At 55.9% G+C, this 13,985-nt stretch carries 12 protein-coding genes; 8 read left to right on the top strand and 4 right to left on the bottom strand.

Annotated features, from left to right (window positions below; genetic code table 11):
* Positions 1–115: 115 nt before the first annotated feature.
* From CLV88_RS15525 to ubiE, 3 genes are all read right to left on the bottom strand, one after another.
* Positions 116–1,279 carry an NnrS family protein gene (locus CLV88_RS15525; RefSeq protein ID WP_106609407.1) on the bottom strand — a complete coding sequence of 388 codons (1,164 nt, stop codon included), beginning with the start codon at positions 1,277–1,279 and terminating at the stop codon, positions 116–118.
* A 68-nt stretch (positions 1,280–1,347) separates the two neighbouring features.
* On the bottom strand, positions 1,348–2,880 hold the full coding sequence (ubiB, locus tag CLV88_RS15520) for a 2-polyprenylphenol 6-hydroxylase (protein WP_106609406.1): 1,533 nt from the start codon (positions 2,878–2,880) through the stop codon (positions 1,348–1,350).
* Positions 2,877–3,629, bottom strand: a complete 753-nt coding sequence (gene ubiE / locus CLV88_RS15515) for a bifunctional demethylmenaquinone methyltransferase/2-methoxy-6-polyprenyl-1,4-benzoquinol methylase UbiE (RefSeq protein WP_106609331.1) — start codon at positions 3,627–3,629, stop codon at positions 2,877–2,879. The genes ubiB and ubiE overlap by 4 nt, the downstream gene beginning before the upstream one ends.
* A 129-nt stretch (positions 3,630–3,758) precedes the next feature.
* Here ubiE and mutM point away from each other — a divergent pair, with 129 nt between their 5' ends.
* The 3 genes from mutM (at position 3,759) to CLV88_RS15500 (ending at position 5,911) form a co-directional block, all read left to right on the top strand.
* Entirely contained in the window at positions 3,759–4,610 is an 852-nt protein-coding gene (gene mutM, locus CLV88_RS15510) for a bifunctional DNA-formamidopyrimidine glycosylase/DNA-(apurinic or apyrimidinic site) lyase (RefSeq protein ID WP_106609330.1), read from the top strand.
* 64 nt (positions 4,611–4,674) lie between these two features.
* Positions 4,675–5,451 carry an enoyl-CoA hydratase gene (locus tag CLV88_RS15505; protein ID WP_106609329.1) on the top strand — a complete coding sequence of 259 codons (777 nt, stop codon included), beginning with the start codon at positions 4,675–4,677 and terminating at the stop codon, positions 5,449–5,451.
* Positions 5,452–5,479: 28 nt separating this feature from the next.
* Positions 5,480–5,911, top strand: a complete 432-nt coding sequence (locus tag CLV88_RS15500; protein WP_106609328.1) for a glycosyltransferase — start codon at positions 5,480–5,482, stop codon at positions 5,909–5,911.
* Between the two features lie 13 nt (positions 5,912–5,924).
* On the opposite strand, the gene CLV88_RS15495 is transcribed toward CLV88_RS15500, so the two are convergent.
* The gene (locus CLV88_RS15495; protein ID WP_106609327.1) at positions 5,925–6,263 is read right to left on the bottom strand and encodes a hypothetical protein; all 339 of its coding nucleotides are present in this window, start codon (positions 6,261–6,263) and stop codon (positions 5,925–5,927) included.
* Positions 6,264–6,567: 304 nt separating this feature from the next.
* Here CLV88_RS15495 and rpsT point away from each other — a divergent pair, with 304 nt between their 5' ends.
* The 5 genes from rpsT (at position 6,568) to gyrB (ending at position 13,694) form a co-directional block, all read left to right on the top strand.
* Positions 6,568–6,831 (top strand): 30S ribosomal protein S20, encoded by a 264-nt coding sequence (rpsT, locus tag CLV88_RS15490; RefSeq protein ID WP_106609326.1) that lies wholly within the window; start codon positions 6,568–6,570, stop codon positions 6,829–6,831.
* A gap of 477 nt (positions 6,832–7,308) precedes the next feature.
* Positions 7,309–8,679 carry a chromosomal replication initiator protein DnaA gene (gene dnaA / locus CLV88_RS15485; RefSeq protein WP_106609325.1) on the top strand — a complete coding sequence of 457 codons (1,371 nt, stop codon included), beginning with the start codon at positions 7,309–7,311 and terminating at the stop codon, positions 8,677–8,679.
* Between the two features lie 224 nt (positions 8,680–8,903).
* Positions 8,904–10,022 carry a DNA polymerase III subunit beta gene (gene dnaN / locus CLV88_RS15475; RefSeq protein ID WP_106609323.1) on the top strand — a complete coding sequence of 373 codons (1,119 nt, stop codon included), beginning with the start codon at positions 8,904–8,906 and terminating at the stop codon, positions 10,020–10,022.
* 53 nt (positions 10,023–10,075) lie between these two features.
* A complete protein-coding gene (recF, locus tag CLV88_RS15470; protein WP_106609322.1) occupies positions 10,076–11,182 on the top strand; it encodes a DNA replication/repair protein RecF in 1,107 nt (368 codons plus the stop codon).
* A 94-nt stretch (positions 11,183–11,276) separates the two neighbouring features.
* Positions 11,277–13,694: a DNA topoisomerase (ATP-hydrolyzing) subunit B gene (gene gyrB, locus CLV88_RS15465; RefSeq protein ID WP_106609321.1), complete on the top strand. Its 2,418-nt coding sequence runs from the start codon at positions 11,277–11,279 to the stop codon at positions 13,692–13,694.
* Positions 13,695–13,985 lie beyond the last annotated feature (291 nt).

Raw genomic sequence — 13,985 nt, 5'->3', positions numbered from 1 at the left:
TTTCCGGCATCGCCCACCTTTTAGTTCGGCGGTGCCGAAAACAAAGTGCTCCCGCTCCTTTTTGACGCAGCAAGCTGCGCCAAAAAGCGTTGGGCATAGCCGCGCTATGCGCGGCTCAGGGCGTGTTTAGTCTCGGTTGCGACACAATCGGCCAAACGGCCAGCGCGAACACCAGCATCGCGAGCGACCAAATCAATCCCGATCCGATCAACGCGCTTTGATGGCTCTGCGCCAGCCATCGCAAGACAGTCGCGAGAGCTATCAATCCGTAAACAAATGCAAAGCTGCGCCCTGCCACCAACGGTCTGCCCGTATGCCCCAGTGCGGCACGGCTCATGACAGCCACCGTCATCACGCCAATAGCCCCCAAACCAAGCACGTGAATCGCGCCACTTTCGCTTCCAATCCCCCCGGACGCCAATCCAAACAGGATCAACCCAAGCGCCAGAAACGCCATTCCAAGATGCAGCGACCACAGTATCGGCTGGTCAACAGTCCACAAACCGCGCCATTTCAGCATACGCAACAATTGAACCGTCCCTAATAAGCAAGCCCAGCTGCCGACCCAGAAAGGCGGCGCCATAATTGCCACCCAAGGCAACCCAACGGCCAGAACCATCGTCGCTTTGTTCAGGACACTTGGCGTGACCGGCCAATCAGCTTCCGCCACGCCCGCGCGCTTCATTGCATTGCGCGTAAAGGCCGGCGTTACCCGTCCGCCGAGCAGTGCGATCAAACCGGCAAGGCACAGCAATCCAGCCCGCAGCCCCTGTGTCGCGCTCTCGCCGGTGATGCCAGCCCACTCGAGATGCACCAACAAGTTCGCCACCCACAATGCACAAAGCATTGATAGAAAAACCATGTTTTGCGGTTTGGGGCGTTTTGACAACTGGCTCAATATCTTGCTCGCCAAAACCGGCACAAACAGTAGGTCCAGCGTCATGACCAGCCCACTCGGCAATACCGGTGCTGCCCAAACCGCCGCCCGGCCCAGCGCCCACAGTCCAAAAACCAAAATTACGAACCAAAGCGACGCAGCATCCGTGCCGGTCCAACTCGGCACCGCCGTCAGAAAGAAACCGCCAACTGCAGCAAGCCCGTAACCAAAAACCATCTCATGCGCGTGCCACTGATATGGCGCCGCCATACCATCCACGACGGAACGCACATCCAGCGCGAGCCAGCCAACCCAAACCAGCCCCAAAACGGCACCGAACAATCCCGCAGCAAAGAAAAATATGCGAAACCCTTCGCTGAACAAACGGATTACGGATGCCAATTCACACACTCCTTACGCCCAAGAAGCGTACCTTTGGCCCACCTTGTCCAAAGGCGGGTTTCTTGAAACTATGCCAAAAGAACAACGGCCACTCCGGCCGCAAACCCAATCCCTGCAGCGACGACACCACCCAGAATCAGCAAACTCCAACTACGCGATTTGACCGGTTCATCAGCCACTGCTTGCCGGATCAACGCACCTTCAACCAATCCCGGCAGACGGGGGCCAAACCGCATCAGAACCCGTGCCGTTTTCATCAGATCCTTACCAAGTGCCCTCGGCCCAATACTTTCCTCGATGTATCGCGCCACGACGGGCTTAGCGACATCCCAGATGTTCACTTCCGGGTCCAGCGACCTAGCCACACCCTCAACCACAACCATCGTGCGCTGCAACAGGATCAACTCGGTACGCGTCTCCATACCGAACCGCTCTGTCACTTCGAACAGATAGCTCAGCAATCGCCCCATCGAAATCCGCGTCGCGTCCATGCCAAAGATCGGCTCACCCACGGCACGCAACGCGCGCGCAAACTCGTCCACATCCCGATCCGCCGGAACATATCCTGCTTCGAAATGCACCTCAGCCACTCGCAAGTAATCACGCTGAATAAATCCATACAGGATCTCGGCATAAACCCGTCGAGTATACTCGTCGATATGCCCCATGATCCCGAAATCGTACGCAATTATATCGCCATTCGCGGCCACCTTCAGGTTGCCCTGATGCATATCCGCGTGAAAATACCCGTCCCGCAACGCATGGCTTAGAAACAACTCCAACACCCGGCTGCCCAAAGAATGCCGATGATGCCCCGCCGCATCCAGCGCTGCATTGTCGCCCATCGGCGCGCCCTCAGCCCAGCCCAGCGTCATCACCCGGCGCGCCGAATACTCCCACTTGACCTCGGGCACCTGAAAGCCCGCATCCTTAACCGTATTCGCCGCAAACTCGCTTGCCGATGCTGCCTCAAGCCGCAAATCCAGTTCACCCGTAACCACACCATCAAAGTGTTCAATTACGTCGCGCGGGCGCAACCGCCGCGAAGCAGGAGATAGGAATTCAATCGAGTCCGCAGCAAAATAAAATGCGTCTACGTCTTTCTGAAACGCACGCTCGATCCCCGGGCGTAGGATTTTGACCGCAACATCTTCGCCCGTCTCAGCCAATGTCGCGCGGTGTACCTGCGCAATCGATGCCGCCGCAACAGGCTCGGAAAAGGCGGAAAACACCTCGTCAACCGACTGCCCCAGCTCACTCTCTACGGCCCGTTTGGCCACAGCCAGATCAAATGGTGGCAACTTGTCCTGCAACACCCGCAATTCCGTCGCCAGATCACCGCCCACCACATCGGGCCGCGTCGACAGAACCTGACCAAACTTGATATAGGCCGGACCCAATGCCGTCAGGGCACGCGGCACCGGCGGCATGTCGGGATCACCCTTGTACCCCAGCCACTGAAACGGCCAAACCAACCCGCGCGCGGCCATCCGCACCAAAGGCGGTGTTTCAAACGCATCCATCACCACTTTCATGGCGCCAGTTCGTTCCATCGTCGCGCCCGTTCGGATCAGGCGCAGAATGTTATGCGGCCCTCTCAAAGCTTCCAACCCGAATGCAGTGCGGCGATGCCCAGCGACAGGTTCCGGTACTTCGCATTCCCAAAACCGGCAATCTTCACCATATCCAGAAACGTCTCCTGATCTGGAAAGTTACGGATTGATTCCACAAGGTACTGGTAACTGTCTCGGTCATTGGCAATCGCCTGCCCCATGCGCGGAATGACGTTAAAGGAATAAAGGTCATACGCCTTTTGCATCATCTCGTTCGGGATCTGGCTAAACTCCAAAACCATCAACCGCCCGCCTGGCCGCAATACGCGGAATGCTTCGTTCAGCGCCTCTTGTGGGCGCGTGACATTCCGAATGCCAAAGCTGATCGTGTAGACATCAAAAGTGTTGTCCTCAAACGGCAGCGCCATCGCATCACCAACCACCCAATCCAGACTTTCGGCCATGGCATCTGCCTCCGCGCGCTGACGTCCTTCGATCAACATCGGCTCGGTCAGGTCCAGAACAGTTGCATGGCCCGCACCCGCGCGCTTTAGAAAACGGAACGAAATATCACCCGTCCCACCCGCCACATCGAGCAATCTCTGGCCCGGACGTGGCGCCAGCCAATCCATCATCGCGTCTTTCCAGACGCGGTGGATACCCATGCTCATAACGTCATTCATCACGTCATATTTTGACGCGACTGAGTTGAATACACCCTGTACCCGCCCAGCCTTTTCGGCCTCCGGCACAGTGTCAAATCCGAAATGTGTGGTCTTGCTGGTCTGATCGCTCATGGCACGGGTCCATTCTTGATGTCGCAACCTTCTTATAGGCGCGGCAAACGGGGCACAATGCGGCGATTGCGTCTCTGCATGATCCCGTGCAAACCTCGCCGCAACGTGACCTAACCGGATCGACCCAGAATGCCAGAACTCCCCGAAGTCGAAACCGTTCGCCGCGGCCTGCAACCCGCTATGGAGGGCGCGGTGATCGCTAAAGCGCAGGTCAATCGACCCGACTTGCGCTGGCCCTTTCCCGACAATATGGCCAACCGCCTGACCGGTGCTAAAATCACCCAATTGCGCCGACGCTCAAAATACATCCTCGCAGATCTCTCCACAGGCGAGACGCTCTTGGTGCATCTGGGCATGTCCGGCCGCATGACTGTTTCTGGTGACCCGCTGGGACAGTTCGCACATAATCACCCACAGGCTCAGAAACATGACCATGTGGTCTTTGACATGGACAACGGTGCGCGCATCACCTTCAACGATCCTCGCCGCTTCGGCGCGATGGACCTCTTGCCCACCGACACTGCCGCCACCCACCCTCTGCTTGCCAAACTTGGCCCCGAACCTCTCGGCAACACTTTTGAAGAGGCCTATCTCATCGACCAGCTGTCCGGGCGCAACACTCCGATCAAATCGGCGCTTCTGGATCAAAGAATCGTCGCCGGGCTCGGCAATATCTACGTTTGCGAAGCACTGTTTCGTGCCCAAATTTCCCCCAAGCGCAAAGCTGGCTCCATCGCGGCGAAACGCGTAGCTCCCCTTGTTCCGATCATCCGTCAGGTGCTGCGGGATGCGATTACCGCTGGTGGCTCTTCACTGCGTGATTTCCGCCAAGCCGATGGAGAGCTTGGATATTTCCAACACTCCTTTGATGTATACAGCCGGGAAAATGACCCGTGCCGCACCCCATCGTGCACCGCCAAAATCGCCCGAATCATACAATCAGGAAGATCATCCTTCTATTGCCCGCAATGCCAAAGATAACTTGATCCGCTCCGCGCAAGTGGTAAGGAATCAGTTCTGACCAGAACAAAGGAAAGCTCAGTCCATGGCTTTTGAGACGATCAACGTCGACATCGAAGATCACGTCGCACTTATCAAACTGAACCGACCCGATGCTCTGAACGCTCTAAATCAGCAATTGCTGACCGAGTTGTTAAAGGCCCTCGGCGATGCCGACGGTAATGACAAGGTGCGCTGCATCGTCATTACCGGGTCTGACAAAGCGTTCGCCGCTGGTGCCGACATCAAGGAGATGTCCGAAATGTCCTTTGCGGATGTAAACGACGTCAATCTGTTTGCCACTTTTGGCGACGGCATTCAGGACATTCGCAAACCTGTGATCGCGGCTGTTTCTGGCTATGCTCTGGGCGGCGGATGCGAACTGGCAATGGCCTGCGATTTCATCATTGCATCCGAAACGGCCAAGTTTGGTCAGCCCGAAATTAACCTCGGAGTTATTGCTGGATTGGGCGGAAGCCAGCGCCTGACGCGTGCAGTGGGCAAAGCCAAATCAATGGACATGAACCTGACCGGTCGTTTCATGGACGCCGCTGAGGCAGAGCGCGCTGGCCTCGTCAGCCGTGTTGTGCCATCCAAAAAACTGATGGAGGAAGCGATGAGCGCGGCTCAAAAGATTGCCGAAAAATCGTTGATCGCCGCACGCTCTGCTAAAGAAGCGGTCAATCGGAGCTTCGAATCCACTTTGGCCGAGGGTTTGCTCTACGAACGCCGTGCCTTCCACGCACTTTTTGCGACCGAAGACCAATCCGAAGGCATGGCCGCGTTCATCGAAAAACGCGAAGCTCAATTCCGGGACAAATAGTGATCACTGAACCTACGAAACGGTCTGCATTGCGCTTTGCACATGTGACCGACCGGAATATTTGCGTTACTTACTTGAAACCTTCTGTACTGTCTTAGACGAACCTCGCCCAAAAATCTGCATCGCCGACAACGGCCAAAAACCCTTAGCGCATGTGGTTGAGGCGTTTCGCGATCGACTGACAATTCACTATTCCGTTTTCCCAGAGCCGAGTCTTTCGCCGGTGCGTAACCAAGTAATGAAGTCGGCGATAAACCTAAATACCAAGTATATCGCTTGCATTGACGATGATGAATGGCCCAGTCCGCAATGGCTTCCTAAACTTTTGCGCGCGGCTCGCGACACCAATGCAGAGTTTGTCAGTGGACCTGTGCTGGCTGACCGCAAAAACGGGTTGCCAAAGTGGCTCGAAAAAGGTGGTCTTCTCGATACCGACGCCGGAGATTTTGGGGGCTGGTAATCTGCTGATCCGCTCAGATAACCTTCACGGTCAGCCTGAAGACATCTACGACACCAAGTTTTCGGAAATCGGCGGCGAGGACTGGCAATTCTTTTATCGCCTTACTCAACGCGGTGCGCTCGTTGCGGCCGCCCCCGACGCTATCGCCCATGAACACGTTCCACCGGATAGAATGGGCATTCGTTTTTTCCTCAAGAAGGCCTTTAGAGGTGGGTATTTCTAAACCAAGATTTGTGACCATCGCTTTGAAAGCCCCGGCAAGGTTATCGGAGTGGTGTTCCTGAAAGGCTTTGTGAATATCGGTTACGCCGTTAATCACTTGATTCGAATTCCAGGCGGTGGTTGTTGGCATGTGGTACGCAGCTGTATGGACTTAACCACAAACATCGGTATGTTCTCCCGTCTTTTTTGCATCCCCGTACGATTCTATGGTCGGCGAAGCAGACTAAAACCCTAACTCGATCTCAATCAAAGCGAGGTGTTTCGGCAACGCCAAGAATTCTATTGGCATTCACTTTCGAAAAGGCTATACGCCGCCGTCATACATGCGCGTGCAGCCCGCTCTGGCTTGAATCGATTCTCTTGGAGTAGAGAGGCCTGTTCGGGACGTTGCACGCATCCACATACGAACCGAACCAAGTAAAGGTCACAGATTCATGGCAAATTCGCCCCAGGCAAAGAAACGCGCCCGTCAGAACGAGCGTCGCCTCGAAATAAACAAAGCACGCCGTTCGCGCATCCGCACACACCTGCGTAAAGTTGAAGAAACCATCGCATCCGGTGACAAAGACGCGGCTACCGCAGCTCTGCGCGCAGCACAGCCAGAATTGATGCGTGGCGTCACCAAGGGCGTTTACCACAAAAACACAGCATCGCGGAAAATGTCCCGTCTGGCCGCCCGCGTCAAAGCGATGGCGTGATTTTTCGGACAAACCATTGATAGAAAAGGCGCCCCGTCCGGTGGCGCCTTTTTTCATTTTGGACGCCTGTTAATCGGCCCAGAGATTCTTTTTGAGGAATCCCAGAGTCAAGATCGAAGATCAGTTGCCCGCGCCCCTCACCAGTTGCTAATTTCGGTCTTGCGATTCACATCGCCTTGGGGGAACAGACGCCAAATTGCTTTTGGCAATCAGCCGTGTTCGGCGCTGCAATGAGTTACTCTTTCGGTAGAGTGAGTCTTGCATGGGCAGAATGTATTTGGTCTGCGACTGTTCTTTTGGAGTTGCGCTCATGCGCGTAAGGCAAACGACTTTCTGAAGGTGAGAGCTTTTGGAAAGAGGGGTAGTGTTTGTCTTAGGAAGCGGTTTTCTTCCACCCTTTCAAGGTATTGTGTCGACGGAATACAGGAACGATCGGGCAAAGCCCGGCATGGCACGATTGAAGGAACTTGGGGACAGATGACAAAGGAACAATGGGGCGCGTTAAGACAGGACCTTCTAAATTCGGTCGGGCAAAACAACTTCAAAACTTGGATTGAACCTATCGAGTTTGCCGAACTTACCGAGGGTGTGGCGCGCTTTAACGTGCCTACAAACTTTATTGGCAACTACGTGACGCAAAACTACGGCGATTTGATCCTGCACCACCTCACCAAATCCGGCGAACGTGTTCAGCGCATCAGCTTTTCTGTCGTGGCTAATTCTCCAAAAACCCCGCCTGTTGCGCTCAAATCAGATGCATCAATCACAAATAGCTCGGACAAATCGTCCTCAGTTCGCGATACGGCAATGACCGGCGCGCCACTTGACTCGCGTTTCACTTTCGATCGCTTTGTCGTCGGTAAGCCAAACGAACTAGCCAATGCGGCCGCGCGACGGGTTGCTGAAGGAGGCCCTGTCACATTCAACCCGCTGTTTCTCTATGGTGGCGTCGGTCTAGGTAAAACTCACCTTATGCACGCCATCGCATGGGAACTGCAATCTCATCGACCCGACCTAAACGTGCTTTACTTATCCGCCGAACAATTCATGTACCGTTTCGTCCAAGCCTTGCGCGACCGCAAGATGATGGACTTCAAACAACTGTTCCGCTCCGTCGACATTCTGATGGTTGACGATGTGCAATTCATCGCCGGAAAAGACTCAACGCAAGAGGAATTCTTTCACACATTCAACGCACTCGTGGACCAGAACAAACAAATTATCATCTCAGCAGACCGCGCTCCGGGTGAAATCAAGGATCTTGAAGAGCGCATCAAGAGCCGTCTGCAATGCGGCCTCGTTGTTGACCTGCACCCAACTGACTACGAACTGCGACTGGGTATTCTGCAATCCAAGGTCGACGCCTATCGCGCCCAATACCCAGAGCTTCAGCTTCAGGACGGTATCCTCGAATTCCTCGCACACCGCATCTCTACCAACGTGCGCGTCCTAGAAGGCGCACTGACCCGCCTTTTTGCCTTCGCCTCGCTCGTTGGCCGCGAAATCACTATGGAACTCACGCAGGATTGTCTGAGCGACGTACTACGCGCATCAGAACGCAAAATTTCCGTTGAAGAGATCCAGCGCAAGGTGGCCGAGCACTACAATATTCGCCTCAGCGATATGATCGGCCCCAAACGTGTGCGCACCTTTGCGCGCCCGCGTCAGGTGGCCATGTTTCTGTGCAAACAGCTGACGTCGCGCTCTTTGCCCGAAATCGGCCGCCGCTTTGGCGGACGTGACCACACCACTGTCATGCACGGTGTAAAACGCATTGAGGAATTGCGCGGCCAAGATGGCCAGATCGCCGAAGACCTCGAAATGCTGCGTCGCGCCCTCGAAGCCTAAGTCAGGCAACGCTCCAGAACTTTGCTCGAAGGCGTTGCTCAATGTCTTCGGGTGCTTGAGGCACTCTTTGATGCCCGCGAAGCATTGTTTTTTCCTCAAATCCAGACTTCCAGCCGCGCCATCCCTTGACGCTCCCGTGAAACCGTCGGAAAAACGAGAAAATGCTTGAGCCGACGGGGGATTGCGCTACGTTGCCACTCCCGGCATGGATGAGGGAAGTGGACATGAAAATCAGTATCGAACGCAGCGTGCTGCTCAAAGCCGTTTCCCAAGCGCAATCAGTGGTGGAACGGCGCAACACAATTCCAATCCTCGCCAACGTGCTGATCGAAGCCGAAGGTGATACCGCTCAGTTCCGCGCAACGGATCTCGACATCGAAGTCGTCGACAAGGCCAATGCAATGATCGAGCGCGCCGGTTCAACCACAGTTGCCGCAACGACACTGCATGAAATCGTACGCAAACTGCCTGACGGCGCGCTGGTAACGCTGATCGACGACGGCGCGGCCGGTCGCCTCACAGTCGAAGCTGGGCGCTCGAACTTCTCATTGGCAACTCTGCCGAAAGAAGACTTCCCGGTAATGGCATCGTCCGAATACTCCAGCAACTTCTCGGCGCCTGCGCCGGTGCTGCGTCGCCTGTTCGACAAGTCCAAATTTGCCATCTCGACCGAAGAAACCCGCTATTACCTCAACGGCGTTTACATGCACGTCTCTGACGCGGATGGCGGCAAGGTATTGCGTTGTGTGGCCACGGACGGCCACCGCCTCGCCCGGATCGACGCGGATTTGCCAGAAGGCGCATCAGACATGCCTGGCGTGATTGTGCCACGCAAGACCGTGGGCGAACTGCGCAAGCTGTTGGATGATGACGACATGACCATCGCCGTGTCTGTGTCTGAAACCAAAGTACGCTTTGCCACTCCGGACATCACCCTGACATCCAAGGTAATCGACGGCACTTTTCCTGACTATTCGCGCGTCATTCCAGCCGGAAACACCCGCAAAATGGAGGTAGACGCAGCCGAATTCGCCAAAGCCGTGGATCGTGTGGCTACCGTGTCCTCGGAACGGTCACGCGCTGTGAAACTCCAGCTCGACGAAGACCGCCTGATTCTGTCGGTCAATGCACCTGACAGCGGTGCCGCCGAAGAAGAACTGGTTGTCGCTTACGGCGACGAACGGCTAGAAATCGGTTTTAACGCCAAATACCTGCTCGAAATCGCGAGCCAGGTTGACCGCGAGAACGCCGTGTTCCTGTTCAATTCTGCTGGCGATCCGACCCTGATGCGCGAAGGCAACGACACTAGCGCAGTCTATGTCGTGATGCCGATGCGGGTTTGATCGCTATCGGAACGCCTTTGGCGAGAGTATTTTCCCAATAATGAAAGTGCGGTATGAGCAGTCTTTATATTCAAAGGCTTGAGCTCTCTCACTTCCGCTCGCACAAACGGGCCGTCATCGAATGCGATGCGCGCCCGATTGCGATTCACGGTGCAAACGGGGCTGGCAAAACCAATATCCTCGAAGCGGTCTCACTGTTTTCTCCCGGTCGCGGCCTGCGTCGCGCCAGCGCCGAAGACATGGCAAGACGGCCCGAGGCACTGGGGTGGAAACTCGCTGGGCTTTTACAAGCCGATGGCGCACCACACGAGGTCGATATCCGGTCAGAGAACGGCGCAGCACGACAGCTGCGCATCGATGGCAAACCGACTCCCCAGAACGCGCTCGCCCGCCTGTCCCGCGTGCTCTGGCTGATCCCCGCCATGGATCGCCTCTGGATCGAAGGCGCCGAGGGTCGCCGCCGCTTTCTCGACCGACTGACCCTCAGCTTTTTTCCCGATCACGCTGACGCTACATTGGCGTACGAAAAGGCGATGCGGGAACGCAACCGCTTGCTCAAGGAACAGGTGCGCGACGTGCACTGGTACACCGCACTGGAACGGCAAATGGCCGAGGCGGGTCATCGCATCCACACCGCCCGTCAACAAACGCTTGCACGCCTCACAACAGCACAGGACTGCGCCAAAACTGCGTTCCCGACGGCACAACTGGAGCTGACCCAAAGTGAAGGCAGCATGCCCACCTCCGAGGCCGACCTGAAAGGGGCACTATCCGAAAGTCGCTTTCGCGACATCGCCGCCGGACGTACCCTTGTCGGCCCGCATCGTACCGACCTTTATGGCGTCTACGCGGCCAAGGGCGTCCCAGCCCGTGATTGCTCAACCGGAGAGCAAAAGGCGTTGCTGGTCTCACTCATCCTCGCCAATGCACGTGCTTTGCAAGCAGACATAAAAGCCCCGCCCATCCTCCTACTGGATGAAGTGGCCGCCCACCTTGATGAAGACCGCCGCGCAGCTCTTTATGACGAGATTTGCGCCCTTGGAGCACAGGCCTGGATGACCGGCACCGAGACCCATCTTTTTAGCGCCCTAGGCCCGCGTGCACAGTATTTGGAAGTCACTGAAAACGAAAACATTTCCAGCGTGCGACAAACCGGCTGAGGCCGGGCGCAAATCCTACGGAAAGTTTGGTCAATCGCGTGACATTCCCTGCCGAAAAAGCTATAAAATGACAAAATCATTAAGGACGGCATGAATGTCTGAAAACGCGCAGAATCCCGAGCAATACGGCGCGGAATCCATCAAGGTTCTCAAAGGGTTGGAAGCCGTCCGCAAGCGGCCCGGCATGTATATTGGCGACACCGACGATGGCTCGGGTTTGCACCACATGGTTTACGAGGTAGTCGACAACGGCATCGACGAGGCGCTCGCAGGTCACGCAGACGCGGTGAACGTGAAAATCCACGCCGACAATTCGATCTCCGTTGGTGACAACGGGCGCGGTATTCCTGTCGACATTCACCAAGAAGAAGGCGTTTCAGCGGCCGAGGTTATCATGACCCAGCTGCACGCCGGTGGTAAATTTGACAGCAACTCTTACAAGGTCTCGGGCGGCCTGCACGGCGTTGGTGTATCGGTTGTAAACGCTCTGTCTGTCTGGCTGGAACTCCGCATCTGGCGTGATGGCAAAGAACACTTTGCCAAGTTCGAGCATGGCGAAACGACAGAGCATCTGCGTATCGTTGGCGACGCCAATGGCCGCAAAGGCACCGAGGTGCGTTTTCTCGCCTCCACCGGCACGTTCTCGAACCTCGAATATTCGTTTGAGACCCTCGAAAAACGCTTGCGCGAACTGGCTTTCCTGAACTCCGGCGTCCGCATCATTCTAGAAGACGAACGCCCCGTCGAAACTCTTCGGAGCGAACTGTTTTATGATGGCGGTGTGAATGAGTTTGTAAAATACATCGACCGCCACAAGACGCCCATGATGGAGACGCCTATCTACGTCAAAGGCGAGCGTGACGAGATTGGGGTCGAAGTCGCGATGTGGTGGAACGACAGCTACCACGAAACCGTCCTGCCCTTCACCAACAACATCCCACAGCGCGATGGCGGCACCCACATGGCCGGTTTTCGCGGCGCACTGACCCGCACCTTGCAAAAATACGCTCAGGAAAGCGGGATCGCAAAACGGGAAAAAGTATCCTTTACCGGCGATGATGCGCGCGAGGGCCTGACATGTGTGCTGTCGGTGAAAGTCCCTGATCCAAAATTCTCATCCCAAACCAAGGATAAGCTGGTCAGCTCCGAGGTGCGCCCCGCCGTCGAAGGGTTGATGAACGAAAAGCTGACCGAGTGGTTCGAAGAAAACCCGGCGCAGGCCAAGATCATCGTCACCAAGATCGTCGAAGCCGCCCACGCCCGTGAAGCGGCCCGTAAGGCCCGCGAGCTCACCCGCCGCAAAACAGCGATGGACGTGAACTTCCTCGCTGGCAAGCTAAAGGATTGCTCCGAAAAAGACCCCTCCAAGACCGAAGTCTTTCTCGTCGAGGGTGACTCTGCGGGTGGTTCGGCCCAAACCGGTCGTGACCGCATGACCCAAGCCATTTTGCCGCTGCGTGGTAAAATCCTGAACGTCGAACGGGCTCGTTTTGACCGGATGCTGTCCTCTCAGGAAATCGGCAACCTTGTCATGGCGCTAGGCACTGGCATTGGCCGGGACGAGTTCAATCTCGAAAAGCTGCGCTACCACAAGATTGTCATCATGACCGACGCTGACGTCGATGGTGCCCACATCCGTACGCTGTTGTTGACCTTCTTTTACCGCCAAATGCCTGAACTCATTGAAAAAGGCCACCTCTACATTGCACAACCACCGCTGTTCAAGGTGGCCCGTGGCAAGTCCGAAGTTTACCTCAAAGATCAGGCCGCACTTGATGACTATCTGATTGAACAGGGTATAGATGGTGCAGTTCTCAAACTGGGCAGCGGTATGGACATGGTCGGTGCCGATTTGGCACGCGTGGTCAACGAGGCGCGCCAACTCAAGCGCGTTCTCGATGCCTTCCCCACCCATTACCCACGTCACATTCTTGAACAAGCCGCCATTGCAGGCGCCTTTGTGCCCGGTGCTGTGGATTCCGACCTGCAAGGTGTCGCCGACAAGGTCGCTGCTCGCCTCGACCTTATCGCGCTCGAATATGAACGCGGCTGGCAAGGGCGCATCACCCAAGACCATGGTATCCGTCTCGCCCGCATCCTGCGCGGCGTAGAAGAGGTTCGTACACTCGATGGCCCCCTGCTCCGCGGTGGCGAAGCCCGCAGGACCGGCTCCTTCACGCAATCCCTGCAAGAGGTCTACGGCACGTCCGCGTCCCTGCAACGCAAAGACCGGTCTCAGCTGATCAACGGCCCGCTTGACTTGCTGAATGCGATCTTGGGCGAAGGTGAAAAAGGCCTCAGCCTGCAACGCTACAAGGGTTTGGGCGAAATGAACCCGGATCAGCTTTGGGAAACCACACTTGACCCCGACGCGCGCACGCTGTTGCAAGTCAAGGTAGAGGACATGGCCGAGGCAGACGACCTCTTCACCAAGCTCATGGGCGACGTCGTCGAACCGCGTCGCGAGTTCATCCAGAAAAACGCGCTCAGCGTCGAAAACCTAGACTTTTGAATTCTTGTAGTTTCGGGCACAACTTTGCACTCGTGTAGTCATGTCTTCAAAGTGCCCGAACCCAATTTCATTGTAGGTAGAGGCACGGCAAAACCAAAAAAACGGTTTCGCTACTTGCGAACTAGATCCTGTTGAAGTTCTTATCTAGATTTCTGCTGAGGTTTGGAACGTTGGGTGGAGCGAAAATAATGTAAGACTGACGCGTAAAGTCAGCAGGCCTGCAATACCCAGTCCGGACCTATTAGCCGTATTCGGTCCGCAAATTTTGGGCCACCTTTGTCAGCAATTGCA

Origin of the sequence: Shimia abyssi, assembly GCF_003014475.1 — a bacterium.
GTDB lineage: Bacteria > Pseudomonadota > Alphaproteobacteria > Rhodobacterales > Rhodobacteraceae > Shimia > Shimia abyssi.
This window is presented reverse-complemented; position numbering and strand designations above follow the sequence as displayed.

Coding starts and splice junctions, on each gene's coding strand:
- ubiE (WP_106609331.1), bottom strand. CDS start 3,629: ATGAGCGATCAGACCAGCAAGACCACACATTTCGGATTTGACACTGTG.
- mutM (WP_106609330.1), top strand. CDS start 3,759: ATGCCAGAACTCCCCGAAGTCGAAACCGTTCGCCGCGGCCTGCAACCC.
- CLV88_RS15505 (WP_106609329.1), top strand. CDS start 4,675: ATGGCTTTTGAGACGATCAACGTCGACATCGAAGATCACGTCGCACTT.
- CLV88_RS15495 (WP_106609327.1), bottom strand. CDS start 6,263: ATGCCAACAACCACCGCCTGGAATTCGAATCAAGTGATTAACGGCGTA.
- rpsT (WP_106609326.1), top strand. CDS start 6,568: ATGGCAAATTCGCCCCAGGCAAAGAAACGCGCCCGTCAGAACGAGCGT.
- dnaA (WP_106609325.1), top strand. CDS start 7,309: ATGACAAAGGAACAATGGGGCGCGTTAAGACAGGACCTTCTAAATTCG.
- dnaN (WP_106609323.1), top strand. CDS start 8,904: ATGAAAATCAGTATCGAACGCAGCGTGCTGCTCAAAGCCGTTTCCCAA.
- recF (WP_106609322.1), top strand. CDS start 10,076: ATGAGCAGTCTTTATATTCAAAGGCTTGAGCTCTCTCACTTCCGCTCG.
- gyrB (WP_106609321.1), top strand. CDS start 11,277: ATGTCTGAAAACGCGCAGAATCCCGAGCAATACGGCGCGGAATCCATC.